The following is a 13222-nucleotide window of genomic DNA, read 5'->3' on the forward strand; positions in this document are numbered from 1 at the left end:
AAAATCGGATTCCCACAAGAATATTTTTTCTCGAGGTCTAAATAATTTCCAAAGGTAAAACAAAAGCCGTAATTTTACCCATTGAATTCGAATTTATGTCTAAATCACTTCCCAAAATCGGATTATTAGGTGGCGGCCAGCTAGGGCGAATGCTGTTACAAGCAGCGATTGACTTAGACTTGCAGATTGCTTGCCTTGATCCTGATCCAGAAGCCTCTTGTCACACCTTGACGACCCAGTTTACGCAAGGGTCATTCCAGGATTATGATACGGTGTACAACTTTGGGAAACAATTCGATTTAATCAGCATCGAAATTGAGCACGTGAACATCGAAGCGCTGGAGCAATTAGAAGCAGAGGGAATTAAAGTCTATCCGCAACCTCATCTGCTTCGCATGATTCAGGATAAGCGCATTCAAAAGACCTTTTTCCAAACTCACGGCTTCCCAACCGCTGATTTCAGATTAATCGAATCCTCCGCAGAAATTGTAGCAAATGAAGATTTCTTGCCAGCTTTTAACAAGTTAGGTAAAGGTGGCTACGATGGGAAAGGCGTACAATATATAGGTACAGCGGCAGATGCCTCTAAAGGTTTTGACGCACCGGGTTTATTAGAAAAGGCGATTGATTTCGATAAGGAATTAGCTGTCATTGTGGCGCGTAATCCGCAAGGAGAAATAAAAGCGTTTCCAGCGGTGGAGATGGTCTTTCATCCGGTTCAAAACCTAGTCGAATTCCTCGTTTCTCCGGCTGCTATTTCTACTGAAATTGAGAAGGTAGCAAAAGAAATAGCCGTAAGTTTAATTGATAAAATGGGATTAGTGGGTGTTTTAGCGGTAGAGATGTTTTTGACCAAAGACGGTAAAATCCTCATCAACGAAGTCGCCCCTAGACCACACAATTCTGGTCACCAAACCATCCGCGCAAACGATACGTCGCAATACGAACAGCATTTAAGAGCAATTGCAGGCTTGCCTCTAGGAGATACGAAAGCGCATTCCTTCTCGGGAATGTTGAACTTATTAGGAGCAGATGGCTTTACAGGGCCAGCGAAATACGAAGGTTTGGATACCATATTAGGGATATCCGGCGTTCATCCTTTTTTATACGGAAAGAAAATCACGAAGCCTTTTCGCAAGATGGGGCACATCACTTTGCTGGGAGAAACCCGCGAAGAGATTGAACAAAAAGCAGAACAAGTAAAACAAAGCATACGCGTTATCGCATAAATAGCTAGCTATGGTAGGAATTATAATGGGCAGTAGCTCGGATCTTGGAGTAATGCAAGAGGCCATTCAGGTTTGCAAGGATTTTGGAGTGGCTTACGAAGTGGATATCGTATCGGCACACCGTACCCCAGTCAAAATGATGAATTATGCACAGCAAGCAAAGTCTCGCGGCATTCAGGTTATCATCGCAGGGGCAGGTGGAGCAGCGCATTTGCCAGGAATGGTGGCTTCGGCGACTATTTTACCGGTGATTGGCGTTCCCGTAAAGTCATCGAATTCAATGGATGGTTGGGATTCAGTCTTGTCTATTTTACAGATGCCTAATGGGGTTCCCGTTGCGACGGTTGCCCTAAATGCAGCTAAAAATGCAGGTTTGTTAGCGATTCAGATGCTTGCGATTTCAGATGCCGCTTTGGCCACTAAATACACAGCCTACAAAGCGGAATTAGAAGATAAAGTGGCAGAAATGAGCCAAGAAACAAAAGCTAAATTTTCGAAATAATGAGTGAGAACGAAGAAAGCAGCAAATTGCCCGTCATCACCTTGGGCATTCTTTTATTGACTTTAGTTGGCTTAATCGCTGTAGGATTTGAGCACTTTGTCAGTCCTGATAAGGATGAATTAATCAAAGCTGAAAAATTTGTGGAGCCAGAGGAAGAGGTATTGCCAGAGGCGTCTCAAGTAGTGATTGATTCTACGCAAGATCCAGCAGATTCATTGATCGTTCCCAAGGATTCTATAATCAGTAAGTCTGATGAAGAACAATTAGCGGAACAAAAGAAAGAGGCAGAGGCGGAAGTAGTTCCTGAAGTAGCTACACCTGCCGGAAAATCACATGCCATTACGGTCGAAAAAGGGGAGACCTTTTCGGCTGTCGCTCGTAAGTTTGGCTTAAAAGTAGATCAATTAAAAGCTTTAAATCCAGGGGTAAATCCGGATGGTATTAAAAGCGGTTCGACAAAATTGAACGTAAAGATTCAAGCGATTCATACGGTGGGACCTGGCGATATTATGCGCAAAGTAGCGGAAAAATATGGCGTCAGTAAACAGGCGATCATGGATGCGAATCACAAGAAAGATGATATTACGCTTCGAGGCGAAGTACTTATCATTCCCTTGAAAAAATGATTTTAATTGGTTTAATCCCACTTTTGTGGCTCTTTTTTAGTTTTGGTGATGAAGATGCGAAGCCTCGTATTTGTGAGCCTACTAAACTTGAATCGCTCGATTGGGAAGAGTTTAAGTGGTTATATAAACAGCAGGATTCTACTTTTTCTGGTGATTCTGTTGCTCATTATATCTTCATACGCATTAATCCAGATGGTTCTCGCGAAACGCGTGAAGTTACAACATTGCATCAACCCTGGACAGAATTATTGGCTTCAGAAATTGATTCCTTTGAAATAAAGAGGGATAGTTTAATCAAGCGCATTCACCCACCTTACCGTCTAAAATATACCTCGACTACTCGAAACAAGAAGCAGCAATTAGCCTTGCAGAAGAAGGGCTTTTCCAAAGCCTTTATCTCTTTTCATAACTTCGGTTTAGCCGCGGATGGTGCGATCTACCGCAAAGGTAGATACCTAAAAAGGGGGATGATCTATGATCAGTACGGGTACAAAGCGAAAGAAATTGGCATGTATTGGGGTGGTGATTTTGTCGGTTTCCCTGATCCGGGCCATATTCAGGCATTTTTGAATTCGGCGAGTTTGATTCAGAAATATCCTGAGGTTGCTTTGGAATACGAACCTTTTAAAAATGCCTACGAACGTAATTATTTCAAAAAGGTGGATTTAGGCCGAGAAGAGTTAGTGGAGGATTCCCGTGATTTATTAACGGAATTAAATAAGTTGCGTGAAAATAAACCTTGTGCTTGCTCTCAAGCGATTCCTTTTCCTGCGTCTGCTTCGGATCTCCAGTTGAAACCGTATACCATTACCGTATTAGCCAACCTACGAGAAGATTATATTTTCATACAAAAAGGCTCCTATGGCTATTTTTATTCAACGGGTCGTTGGAAACTTGACTAGAAATTGAAATTATATCCGCGTAAAAAGTCCTCGATTTTCAATCGCTTTTTACCCTCCATTTGCCATTCCAGAATATTGATGTAGCCATCTTTGCAGCCTACGCGTAAAAACGTTTTTTGATCCGTATCCCAAACACCCTCTCCTAAATCAGGTATGATTTCTGGGTGAAATTCTACCCCAATTAACTTGCAATTTTTACCTTGAAATTCCGTGTGAGCTCCTGGGAAAGGATGCATTCCACGCACTAAATTCACGATATCGCTTCCAGTACGCGTCCAATGTACCTCACCGGTACTGCGTTGTAATTTAGGGGCTGATTTTAGCGCTGCGATTTCTTGTTGTGGAGTGGGGTGAATATCTCCGGATTCGATTGCCTTAGCTGTTTTGACCACTAATGCACCACCCTTATTCATTAAGCGTTCGTAAAGTTCGCCTGTCGTATCAGTTTCGGAAATCGCTTCTGTTTCTTGGAACAATAAGTCCCCCGTGTCGATTTCGTGTTGTAAAAAGAAGGTTGTAATGCCCGTTTCAGTTTCCCCGTTAATCACTGCCCAGTGAATGGGCGCTGCTCCGCGGTACTGTGGAAGTAAGGAGGCGTGTAAATTAAACGTGCCCATGGGCGGCATATTCCAAACCGCTTCTGGTAGCATTCGGAAGGCTACAATAATCTGTAGATCTGCTTTATATGAGGCTAATTCTTCTAGGAACGCAGGTTCTTTCAGTTTAGCAGGTTGCAGAACAGGAAGATTAACAGATTCTGCGTACACTTTAACAGGTGAGGACTGAATCTGTTGTCCACGGCCAGCGGGCTTGTCAGGTGCAGTCACCACGGCGACCACGTCCATTTTAGCTTCGACTAAGGCTTGTAAACTCGCCACTGCAAACTCCGGGGTTCCAAAAAATATAATCCGCATCCTTGATCTTGATTGTTTGTGGAATCCGTCTGAATTTTTATTATCTTTGTCGTCTACAAAACAACCCTTACGTGCTGTTAGAAAAACAAAAACTTTAGTTACGAATCCGAAACAAAACTACAAATAAATTAGGTAGAACGGTCGGAGGCCGTTCTATTTTGTTTTTAAGCACTGAGGTAAAACCCTAAAAAGAGTATGGCAAAGTTTCAATATTACACGGCAGAGGCGCTAGATAAATTAAAAGCGGAATTACATTATTTGAAGATTACAGGTCGTTCAGATATGGCCAAACAAATCGCAGAAGCGCGCGATAAAGGCGATTTAAGTGAGAACGCAGAGTACGATGCGGCGAAAGATGCACAAGGTTTATTGGAATTGAAGATCTCTAAAATGGAGGAAATTATTTCAGTAGCACGTGTTTTGGATGAATCTACAATCGACTTATCGGTCGTATCTATCTATTCAATCGTTCAAATTAAGAACACAAAAAACGGCGCCACTTTCACTTATACCATCGTTTCAGAAGAAGAGGCAGACTTGAAAGCGGGAAAAATCTCAGTTTCGTCTCCGTTTGGAAAAGGTTTATTAGGTAAGAAAGTAGGTGACTTAGCAGAAATCACAGCTCCAGCTGGAAAGCTAGAATTTGAGATTATGTCCTTAACCCGCTAGTGACGAGGACCATAGATCGCAGAACCCACTCGAACTAAGGTAGCCCCTAGTTCAGCGGCGATCAAATAATCACCAGACATACCCATGGACAATTCAGTCCATTCTACAAGACCGGTCGAAACAGCGGTTTTGTTGTTTTTAAGCTGTTGGAAAAAATCCGCCAGGCTCTTGAATTCGCGTCGAATCTGCTTCTCATCTGCCGTGAAACTCGCCATCCCCATTAAACCCACTATGCGGATGTGTTTCATCTCTGCAAAAGAGGCATCTGCTAACAAGGCTTCGGCTTCCTTGAAATCTAATCCAAACTTACTCTCCTCGGTCGCAATGAAAATTTGCAAGAGGCAGTTGATGATGCGGTTATTTTTCGCCCCTTGCTTATTGATTTCCTTCAATATATTCAGCGAATCTACGGAGTGAATCAGGTGTACGAACGGTGCGATATACTTTACTTTGTTCGTCTGTAAGTGTCCTATTTGATGCCAAAGAATGTCCCCAGGCAACACCGCCTGCTTTTCGACCATCTCTTGCACCCGGTTTTCCCCAAATTCAATTGCCCCTGCCGCATAGGTTTCTTTCAATTCCTCGATGCTTCTAGTCTTAGTTACCACAATAAGTCGAGCGGCGCTGTCGTTTAATTGCTTGTTAATCAAGGAAATTTGTTCTGCGATGGCCATAGGGCGGAAAGGCTAAATTTTGTTTGGACTAAAAAATAATATTAAAATTAATTTATTATTTTTGATTCAAGAGTAAAAGATTAAATAAAGCAAATAAATGGAATCGGATAATTCGAGGGAAAACGAAAGTGGATTGAAGCGTCGAGTGACCTGGTTAACGCTATTGGTTTTCTTTTTGATCGCCTATATTGTAGTAGACAAGTTTGGGTTGCTTGATCGATTCTTTCAGCCTTCTCAAGCAGAATTTGTGGAAAATGCACAAGTGAAGCTAGATTCAGTCGCGGAGCAATTGAATTTACGTTTGGTCCAAATCAAAAAACTAGGCGGTAAGGTAAATGAACTAGAAAAGGCAAAAGCCCAAATCTTAGGCGATCAAAAGCATTTGAGTGATATCGATCCAGCAGAATTCCAAAAGAAATTAAGCTACTATTTACATCTATTAGGCCAGAAGGATGCGGAAATTAAAAAATTAAAGAAAGAGAACGTCGTTCTAATTCTACGAAACGATTCCCTAAGCCGCGAAGCCCAGATTCTAAAAGTAGGATTGGTTAACATCCAAAAGGCGCTTGAGGATTCGAGCAAAACCTTTGGCCTAAAGGAAAGAGAACTAAGTGAAAAGTCCCGCGTACTTGAAATTCGAAATAAGGAATTAACCGAAAAGGTAAGCGCTGCCGCGGCCTTACGTGCTGAAGGGGTGAATGTATATGCCATTTCTTCGCGAGGGAAAGAATCTTCAGTAAATAACCAAAAGGCGCGCAAAGTCGATAAAATTCGCGTGATGTTCCATTTGCAGGAAAATACGCTTGCTAATAAAGAGATCAAAACGGTGTTCCTACGTATCATTGAACCTACAGGGACAACGATTTCGGATTATAATTTAGGCTCCGGCACCTTTGATTTCAAAGGTCGCGAACTAACATTCACCAGTCGCCAGCGTATTTTCTATGAAAACAACCACCAATCGGTGGAGTTTATCTATTCTAGACCAAATGGTTTTAAAGCAGGCAAGCACGAAATTGAGCTTTATGCGGAGGGCTATTTGATCGGGCTAGGAACCTTCGAAGTGCGCTAATCCTAAAATTTTGTTGTTAACGTTTTGATTGTGAAGGAATATTCGTACCTTTGCAGTCCAAATTTTTACCAGTTTTTAAACAACAATTTTTTTATGGAATTAAAAAACTATGAGACGGTGTTCATTTTAACTCCCGTTTTGTCTGAACAACAGACAAAGGACACTGTTGAGAAATTCAAGAATCTGTTGGTAGAAAACGGTGCGCAAATCGTTCATGAAGACGCTTGGGGCTTACGTAAGTTAGCTTACCCGATTCAGAACAAGCACACTGGATACTATCAAATTTTCGAATTTGCAGCAGCTCCTACTTTAGTCGCTAAATTAGAATTAGAATACAAGCGTGATGAGCGCGTTATTCGTTTCTTAACCCTAGCGGTAGATAAGCACGCATTAGCTTATAACGAAAAAAAGAGAAAAGGATTAGTAGGTAGAAAACCAGAAAAAACAGAAGCATAATATGACACTAGTTAACGAACCTGTAGATAAGAACGGAAACCGCAAGAAGTATTGCCGTTTCAAGAAATCTGGTATTCAATACATCGATTTCAAAAACCCTGATTATTTATTGAAGTTAGTGAATGAGCAAGGTAAAATTTTACCTCGTCGTATCACAGGAACTTCTTTGAAATTCCAACGCCGTGTGGCACAAGCTATCAAGCGTGCTCGTCACTTGGCTTTGATGCCTTACGTGGCTGACGGTTTAAAATAGTACCTTATCCAATAAACATTTGATTGTAAACATAAGATGGAAATTATATTAAAAACAGATATTGCTGGATTAGGTTACAAAAACGATATCGTTGCAGTGAAAGCTGGTTACGGTCGTAATTACTTAATTCCACAAGGTTTCGCTATCATGGCGACTCCGTCTAACCGCAAGGTTGTAGCGGAAAACATCAAGCAAGCTGCTCACAAAGTGGAGAAAGTTCGTCAAGATGCATTCGATTTAGCTACAGCTATCGGTGAAATGACATTAACTATTCCTGCGAAGACAGGTGATAGCGGAAAAATCTTTGGTCGCGTGACTAGCCTTCAAATTTCAGAAATGTTGAAAGAAAAAGGTTTCGATATCGATCGTAAGAAGATTTCATTCGATACAGAAGTGAAGACTATTGGCGATTACGCTGCTACGCTTGACTTACACAAAGAAGTAAAACACAAGATTACTTTCTCTGTGGTTTCAGAATAGTATTTGAAACAAAACGATAAGAAGGAATCGCGCTGAGCAATCGGCGCGATTTTTTTTGGGCCCAAGCCCCCAAAAAACAGTGGACAGTGGACAGTAGTCAGTAAACAGTAGTCTGTTGTCAGTAGACAGAAATAGGTATAGGGTAAAATAAAAAGAGTCAGGACCTAGTTCTGACTCTTTTTACTTACTGACTACTGGTTACTAGCTACTGAATACTAGCGTCAGTTTTTGCGAAGCGAAAACTACGCTAACGCAGCCTTCAAATTCGTATCTAAAGCCTCTAAGAACTCTTCTGTGTATAAGTAGTGCTCTCCGTGAGTGACTTTGTTACCGTGAATACAAACCGCTAAGTCTTTAGTCATTTTACCTGACTCCACTGTCGCAACACATACTTTTTCCAATGTTTGGCAGAAATTAATCAAAGCCGCATTGTTATCTAATTTACCACGGAACTCTAAACCACGTGTCCAAGCGAAGATAGATGCGATTGGATTCGTAGAAGTAGGCTTTCCAGCTTGGTGATCGCGGTAGTGACGAGTCACCGTTCCGTGAGCCGCTTCCGCTTCCATTACTTTTCCGTCTGGCGTAATTAATACAGACGTCATTAAACCTAATGAACCGAAACCTTGCGCAACGGTATCAGACTGAACGTCTCCATCATAGTTTTTACAAGCCCAAACAAAGTTACCATTCCACTTTAACGCAGATGCAACCATGTCATCAATCAAACGGTGCTCATAAACGATACCTGCAGCATCGAATTTTGCTTTGTAATCTGCTTGGTAGATTTCTTCGAAGATATCTTTGAAACGACCATCGTATTTCTTCAAGATTGTATTCTTAGTCGATAAATACAAAGGCCAGCCTTTGCTCAATGCCATGTTAAAGCAAGAGTGTGCAAAACCTTTGATCGATTCATCCGTATTGTACATGGTCATTGCAACGCCATCTCCTTTGAAGTTGTATACTTCGAACGTTTGAGCTGCACCACCATCTTCTGGTTGGAATGTAACCGTTAATTTACCTTTTCCTTTGGTTACGAAGTCAGTTGCACGGTATTGATCACCGAACGCGTGACGACCGATCATAATAGGAGCAGTCCAGTTAGGAACTAAACGAGGAACGTTAGCACAAACGATTGGCTCACGGAAAACAGTACCATCTAGGATGTTACGAATCGTTCCGTTAGGTGATTTCCACATTTGCTTCAAATCAAATTCAGCTACACGAGCCTCATCTGGAGTGATGGTAGCACATTTGATACCTACACCGTATTTTTTGATTGCCTCAGCTGCTTCGATGGTTACTTGGTCATTCGTCTCATCGCGGTATTCTACGCCTAAATCATAGTATTTAATGTCTAGATCTAAATAAGGCAAGATTAATTTATCCTTGATGAATTTCCAGATAATTCGAGTCATCTCATCGCCGTCTAATTCAACGACTGGGTTGGCAACTTTAATTTTTTCCATTTTTGTTATATCAATATTTTGATAGGTTGTGTTAATCTTGCAAAGGTAAAGACTAAATCTTTTTTCCTCCATTATTTTGGGGTATTTTTGTCAAAATAGTGGATATTTTTTCTTGCCAAATAGGCACGGAAAGTTCAAGCTCTTTATTTGATTAAAATTTGCCTGAAAAAGCGTAAATTGCAGTCCTTTTTTTAGATACTATGTTTGAGAATTTAAGTTCGAAGTTGACCACTGCTATGCGTACCCTGAAAGGGAACGGTAGAATTACGGATATTAACGTTGCTGCAACGGTGAAGGAAATTCGCCGCGCCTTAATGGATGCGGACGTTAACTATAAGGTAGCGAAAGAAATCACGGATCGAATTAAGGATCAGGCGATGGGCCAAAAAATCCTCATTGCCGTAGAGCCTGGTCAATTATTGATTAAAATTGTTCACGAAGAATTAACCCAGTTAATGGGTGGCCAAAAGCAGGACATTAACCTAAAAGGTGATCCGTCAGTCGTTTTGATTGCTGGTTTACAAGGTTCTGGTAAGACGACTTTCTCAGGTAAATTAGCTCAATACATAAAAAAAGGGGGACGCAATGTACTATTAGTAGCCTGCGATATTTACCGTCCAGCGGCGATTGACCAATTGAAAGTATTGGGAGAGCAGGTAGGGGTGGAAGTTTACGCTGAGCCTGAAAATAAGAATGCAGTAAGCATCGCGGAGAACGCTTTGTCTTATGCCCGTAAGATGGGTAAAAAAGTAGTCATCGTCGATACGGCGGGTCGTTTAGCGGTGGATGAGGCGATGATGAACGAGATCGCAGCTGTCAAGGAGGCGATTAAACCGACGGAGATTTTATTCGTTGTGGATTCGATGACGGGTCAAGATGCGGTGAATACGGCGAAGACCTTTAATGATCGATTAAATTTTGATGGCGTTGTCTTAACGAAATTAGATGGGGATTCTCGCGGTGGTGCGGCCCTCTCTATCCGTCAAATTGTTGATAAACCGATTAAATTCATTTCTACAGGGGAGAAAATGGAGGCCTTGGATCAGTTCTATCCTGATCGTATGGCGAACCGTATCCTAGGAATGGGTGACGTGTTGTCTTTAGTGGAGCGTGCGCAGCAGGCTTTTGACGAAGATGAAGCAGCTCGATTAAATAAGAAGATACGCCAAAACAACTTTACGTTTGAGGATTTCTACGCACAACTACAACAAATCAAGAAGATGGGTAACATCAAGGATTTGATGGGTATGGTGCCGGGAATGAGTCAGGCAGTGAAAGATGTGGATATTTCCAATGATTCCTTCAAGCCGATTGAAGCGATTATCAGTTCGATGACTCCGAAGGAGCGTCAGAATCCAGATATTTTGAACCCATCCCGCAAGAATCGTATTGTAGCAGGTTCAGGAACATCGATTCAAGAGGTGAATAACCTGTTGAAACAGTTCGAAGACATGCGCAAAATGATGAAGATGATGAACAAGGTTCAAGATGGAAAGATGAAGATGCCTAATTTAGGAGGCATGTTCAAGCGCTAATTATTTTCGAATTAGCGCTCCTATTTCCTTCTCGAATCCTTTCATTAAGCGATCCATCGTGGACTCAATCACCTTATCTGTTAAGGTTTGAGACTCATCCTGTAGCGTAAAGCTCACGGAATAGGCCTTCTTGCCTTCGCCTAGGTTTTTACCCTCGTAGACGTCGAATATCGATACGTTTTTCAGTAAATTCTTCTCGTATTGCTCTGCTAGTTTGCGAATCGCTTGGTAGCTAACCGTTTTGTCGACGACAAGTGATAAGTCACGACGCACCTCTGGGAATTTAGAAATTTCTTGGTAGACGAAGTCTGCCTTTTCTTGCTTCACCCAGTAATCCCAGTCGAAATCAGCGAAGAAAACGTCTTGTTTTACCTCCCATTTGCTGGCTAAATTCGGGTGAATCATCCCTACTTCTAGACAAGCTTTCTTATTGATGGAAATGCGCAACCCAAAGGCAAAAACACTCGAATTCTCGATCGTATCGGTCTCGAACTCTGTTACACCTAATGAGCGCATTAACTCAATACTGACTTGGTATAAGTGGTGTAACGCGGTTTTAGTAGGTGCGCTTGACCAGGTTTCTCCGGCCCATAAACCCGTCGTAAATAAAGCTAAATGTTTCTTTTCGATGTATTTAGCGCCTTTTTTATGGTAGGTTTTGCCAAATTCAAAGACTTTCAAATCTTTTTGGCGGCGGTTAATATTGTGTGCTAATACCTCTAATCCGGCGAATGACATGTGCTGTCTCATGACGCCTAGATCTTCGGAAAGACGATTTAGAATCTCTACCGTTTCGAATGATAAATCTTTCGCGATCGATGCGTGCGCATCGGCTTTCGTCAATGAGTTGGTAATGATTTCCTGGAAGCCTTTGGCCGTCAAAATCTGTGAGATATTCAACTGCACGCGCTCTTTGTCTAACAAAGGGAATTCCGAAATAAAATTCGCGCTTAAATGATCCGATAACGGGATGTTGTCCAAACCGTGGATGCGCAAAATTTCCTCGATAATATCAGCCTCTCTGGTCACATCGACGCGGTAAGCTGGAGAGATCGCAACGAAATCGTCGCCTTTATCGGCTTCGATTTTGAAATCTAACAATGTCAAAATTTCCTTGATTCGCTCAGCCGCTAATTCAATGCCGATGTATTGTTGTACGCGGCGAACGCTGACAGGAATGCTTACTAATTCAACCTGAGTAGGGTAATAATCAATCGGTTCTGAAGTTATTTTTCCGCCGGCTACTTCTTGAATTAATTGGGCTGCATATTCTAATGCGAATAATTTGGCCTGAATATCCGTGCCACGCTCGAAACGGAAGGAAGCATCGGTTTTAAGTCCGTGAATTTGGCTTGCTTTACGAATTCGCTCTGGTTTAAAGTGAGCGACTTCTAAAAATACACGTGTGGTACTGTCTTTAATGCCTGAATCTTCTCCACCCATCACGCCGGCCATGCCGATAGCCGCTGAAGCATCACAGATCATTAATTCTTCGCCCGTTAATTTGCGTTCAATTCCGTCTAAGGTTTTGAAGACGGTTCCAGCTGGTAAAGAATCAACGATTAATTTACCGCCTTTAATCTCATTCCAATCGTACGCATGCATCGGTTGGCCTAATCCATGGCAAATAAAATTCGTGATATCCACCACGTTATTAATGGGACGTAAACCGATAGCCGCTAAACGCTCCTGTAACCAAGCTGGAGAAGGGGCTACTTGAATACCATCGATCGTGATGCCACAGAAGCGGTCACAACCGGAGTCTTTTACCTCAACCGTGATGGGATGTGCGTTACTTTCGATCACCAAAGCAGGTGATGGCAATTGAATCGGAAGGCCTGTTACGGCACGAATATCACGAGCTACGCCCCAGTGAGAGGCAGCGTCCGCGCGGTTTGGTGTTAACCCGATTTCTAAAACTAAATCTCCTGCGATGTCAAAAAAGGATGCGGCCGGTGTTCCGTTAGGCACCTGAGTGTCCAACACTAAAATACCATCGTGTGAGGTTCCAATTCCAATTTCATCTTCTGCACAAATCATTCCTTCGGAAGGCTGTCCGTAGACTTTGCGCTTCTCAATTTTGAATAATTCTTTGCCTTCTTTGTCGTATAACTGGGTGCCAGGAGTGGCGACGATCACTTTTTGGCCAGCTGCTACATTCGCAGCGCCACAAACAATGGTAAATATTTCGTCCAAACCTGCGTCTACCGTCGTCAGGCTTAAGGTCTTCTCTTTCACTTCGAATTTTTCGCAGGTTAAAACTTCACCTACTACGAAACCTTTCAATCCACCAGGAATCTTATCATGAGGCTCAATACCTTCCACTTCAAGTCCGGTGTTTGTTAATAAAACGTCTAATTCTTCTGGGCTGCCTTGTGCAGGAAGCTTCGAAATATCAATAAAATCGCGTAACCAATTAAGGGAAATTTTCATCTGTC

General features: G+C 42.1%; 14 protein-coding genes. 10 read left to right on the forward strand and 4 right to left on the reverse strand.

The genetic code is table 11. The annotated features are described in order from the left end of the window. Nucleotides 1-95 precede the first annotated feature (95 nt). Genes G9X62_RS01795 through G9X62_RS01810 form a run of 4 tightly spaced genes read left to right on the forward strand, consistent with a single transcriptional unit; the run spans nucleotide 96 to nucleotide 3259 of the window. Nucleotides 96-1229, forward strand: coding sequence for a 5-(carboxyamino)imidazole ribonucleotide synthase (locus tag G9X62_RS01795; protein ID WP_223131108.1), 1134 nt, complete (start codon nucleotides 96-98; stop codon nucleotides 1227-1229). A 10-nt stretch (nucleotides 1230-1239) separates the two neighbouring features. Then, nucleotides 1240-1731, forward strand: a complete 492-nt coding sequence (gene purE / locus G9X62_RS01800; RefSeq protein WP_223131109.1) for a 5-(carboxyamino)imidazole ribonucleotide mutase — start codon at nucleotides 1240-1242, stop codon at nucleotides 1729-1731. Further along, nucleotides 1731-2357 carry a LysM peptidoglycan-binding domain-containing protein gene (locus G9X62_RS01805; RefSeq protein WP_223131110.1) on the forward strand — a complete coding sequence of 209 codons (627 nt, stop codon included), beginning with the start codon at nucleotides 1731-1733 and terminating at the stop codon, nucleotides 2355-2357. The genes purE and G9X62_RS01805 overlap by 1 nt, the downstream gene beginning before the upstream one ends. Next, complete coding sequence (locus tag G9X62_RS01810; protein WP_223131111.1) at nucleotides 2354-3259, forward strand: M15 family metallopeptidase; 906 nt, start codon at nucleotides 2354-2356, stop codon at nucleotides 3257-3259. Before G9X62_RS01805 ends, G9X62_RS01810 begins: the two co-directional genes overlap by 4 nt. On the opposite strand, the gene fmt is transcribed toward G9X62_RS01810, so the two are convergent. Continuing rightward, the gene (gene fmt, locus G9X62_RS01815; protein ID WP_223131112.1) at nucleotides 3256-4173 is read right to left on the reverse strand and encodes a methionyl-tRNA formyltransferase; all 918 of its coding nucleotides are present in this window, start codon (nucleotides 4171-4173) and stop codon (nucleotides 3256-3258) included. The genes G9X62_RS01810 and fmt overlap by 4 nt on opposite strands. A gap of 195 nt (nucleotides 4174-4368) precedes the next feature. Here fmt and greA point away from each other — a divergent pair, with 195 nt between their 5' ends. Then, on the forward strand, nucleotides 4369-4842 hold the full coding sequence (gene greA, locus G9X62_RS01820; protein WP_223131113.1) for a transcription elongation factor GreA: 474 nt from the start codon (nucleotides 4369-4371) through the stop codon (nucleotides 4840-4842). Here greA and G9X62_RS01825 read toward each other — a convergent pair. Next, the gene (locus G9X62_RS01825; RefSeq protein WP_223131114.1) at nucleotides 4839-5516 is read right to left on the reverse strand and encodes a YggS family pyridoxal phosphate-dependent enzyme; all 678 of its coding nucleotides are present in this window, start codon (nucleotides 5514-5516) and stop codon (nucleotides 4839-4841) included. The two genes, greA and G9X62_RS01825, sit on opposite strands and share 4 nt — an antisense overlap. Before the next feature lie 97 nt (nucleotides 5517-5613). On the opposite strand from G9X62_RS01825, the gene G9X62_RS01830 reads away from it, so the two are divergent. The 4 genes from G9X62_RS01830 (at nucleotide 5614) to rplI (ending at nucleotide 7777) form a co-directional block, all read left to right on the forward strand. Then, entirely contained in the window at nucleotides 5614-6588 is a 975-nt protein-coding gene (locus G9X62_RS01830; RefSeq protein WP_223131115.1) for a hypothetical protein, read from the forward strand. 93 nt (nucleotides 6589-6681) lie between these two features. Further along, complete coding sequence (rpsF, locus tag G9X62_RS01835) at nucleotides 6682-7044, forward strand: 30S ribosomal protein S6 (protein ID WP_130894911.1); 363 nt, start codon at nucleotides 6682-6684, stop codon at nucleotides 7042-7044. A gap of 1 nt (nucleotide 7045) precedes the next feature. Beyond that, nucleotides 7046-7297, forward strand: coding sequence for a 30S ribosomal protein S18 (gene rpsR / locus G9X62_RS01840; RefSeq protein ID WP_130894912.1), 252 nt, complete (start codon nucleotides 7046-7048; stop codon nucleotides 7295-7297). A 36-nt stretch (nucleotides 7298-7333) separates the two neighbouring features. Then, nucleotides 7334-7777, forward strand: a complete 444-nt coding sequence (gene rplI, locus G9X62_RS01845; RefSeq protein ID WP_223131116.1) for a 50S ribosomal protein L9 — start codon at nucleotides 7334-7336, stop codon at nucleotides 7775-7777. A gap of 242 nt (nucleotides 7778-8019) precedes the next feature. On the opposite strand, the gene G9X62_RS01850 is transcribed toward rplI, so the two are convergent. After that, the gene (locus tag G9X62_RS01850; protein ID WP_223131117.1) at nucleotides 8020-9249 is read right to left on the reverse strand and encodes an isocitrate dehydrogenase (NADP(+)); all 1230 of its coding nucleotides are present in this window, start codon (nucleotides 9247-9249) and stop codon (nucleotides 8020-8022) included. A gap of 200 nt (nucleotides 9250-9449) precedes the next feature. Between G9X62_RS01850 and ffh the strand changes: the two genes are divergently transcribed. Then, nucleotides 9450-10784 carry a signal recognition particle protein gene (ffh, locus tag G9X62_RS01855; protein ID WP_223131118.1) on the forward strand — a complete coding sequence of 445 codons (1335 nt, stop codon included), beginning with the start codon at nucleotides 9450-9452 and terminating at the stop codon, nucleotides 10782-10784. Here ffh and pheT read toward each other — a convergent pair whose 3' ends face one another. Next, entirely contained in the window at nucleotides 10785-13217 is a 2433-nt protein-coding gene (pheT, locus tag G9X62_RS01860) for a phenylalanine--tRNA ligase subunit beta (protein ID WP_223131119.1), read from the reverse strand. Nucleotides 13218-13222 lie beyond the last annotated feature (5 nt).

Source organism: Aquirufa lenticrescens (genome assembly GCF_019916085.1).
GTDB classification, from domain to species: domain Bacteria; phylum Bacteroidota; class Bacteroidia; order Cytophagales; family Spirosomataceae; genus Aquirufa; species Aquirufa lenticrescens.

Bases quoted from the DNA above. Each gene is read 5' to 3' on its own strand.
- G9X62_RS01795 (WP_223131108.1), top strand. From the start codon at position 96: ATGTCTAAATCACTTCCCAAAATCGGATTATTAGGTGGCGGCCAGCTA.
- purE (WP_223131109.1), top strand. From the start codon at position 1,240: ATGGTAGGAATTATAATGGGCAGTAGCTCGGATCTTGGAGTAATGCAA.
- G9X62_RS01805 (WP_223131110.1), top strand. From the start codon at position 1,731: ATGAGTGAGAACGAAGAAAGCAGCAAATTGCCCGTCATCACCTTGGGC.
- G9X62_RS01810 (WP_223131111.1), top strand. From the start codon at position 2,354: ATGATTTTAATTGGTTTAATCCCACTTTTGTGGCTCTTTTTTAGTTTT.
- fmt (WP_223131112.1), bottom strand. From the start codon at position 4,173: ATGCGGATTATATTTTTTGGAACCCCGGAGTTTGCAGTGGCGAGTTTA.
- greA (WP_223131113.1), top strand. From the start codon at position 4,369: ATGGCAAAGTTTCAATATTACACGGCAGAGGCGCTAGATAAATTAAAA.
- G9X62_RS01825 (WP_223131114.1), bottom strand. From the start codon at position 5,516: ATGGCCATCGCAGAACAAATTTCCTTGATTAACAAGCAATTAAACGAC.
- G9X62_RS01830 (WP_223131115.1), top strand. From the start codon at position 5,614: ATGGAATCGGATAATTCGAGGGAAAACGAAAGTGGATTGAAGCGTCGA.
- rpsF (WP_130894911.1), top strand. From the start codon at position 6,682: ATGGAATTAAAAAACTATGAGACGGTGTTCATTTTAACTCCCGTTTTG.
- rpsR (WP_130894912.1), top strand. From the start codon at position 7,046: ATGACACTAGTTAACGAACCTGTAGATAAGAACGGAAACCGCAAGAAG.
- rplI (WP_223131116.1), top strand. From the start codon at position 7,334: ATGGAAATTATATTAAAAACAGATATTGCTGGATTAGGTTACAAAAAC.
- G9X62_RS01850 (WP_223131117.1), bottom strand. From the start codon at position 9,249: ATGGAAAAAATTAAAGTTGCCAACCCAGTCGTTGAATTAGACGGCGAT.
- ffh (WP_223131118.1), top strand. From the start codon at position 9,450: ATGTTTGAGAATTTAAGTTCGAAGTTGACCACTGCTATGCGTACCCTG.
- pheT (WP_223131119.1), bottom strand. From the start codon at position 13,217: ATGAAAATTTCCCTTAATTGGTTACGCGATTTTATTGATATTTCGAAG.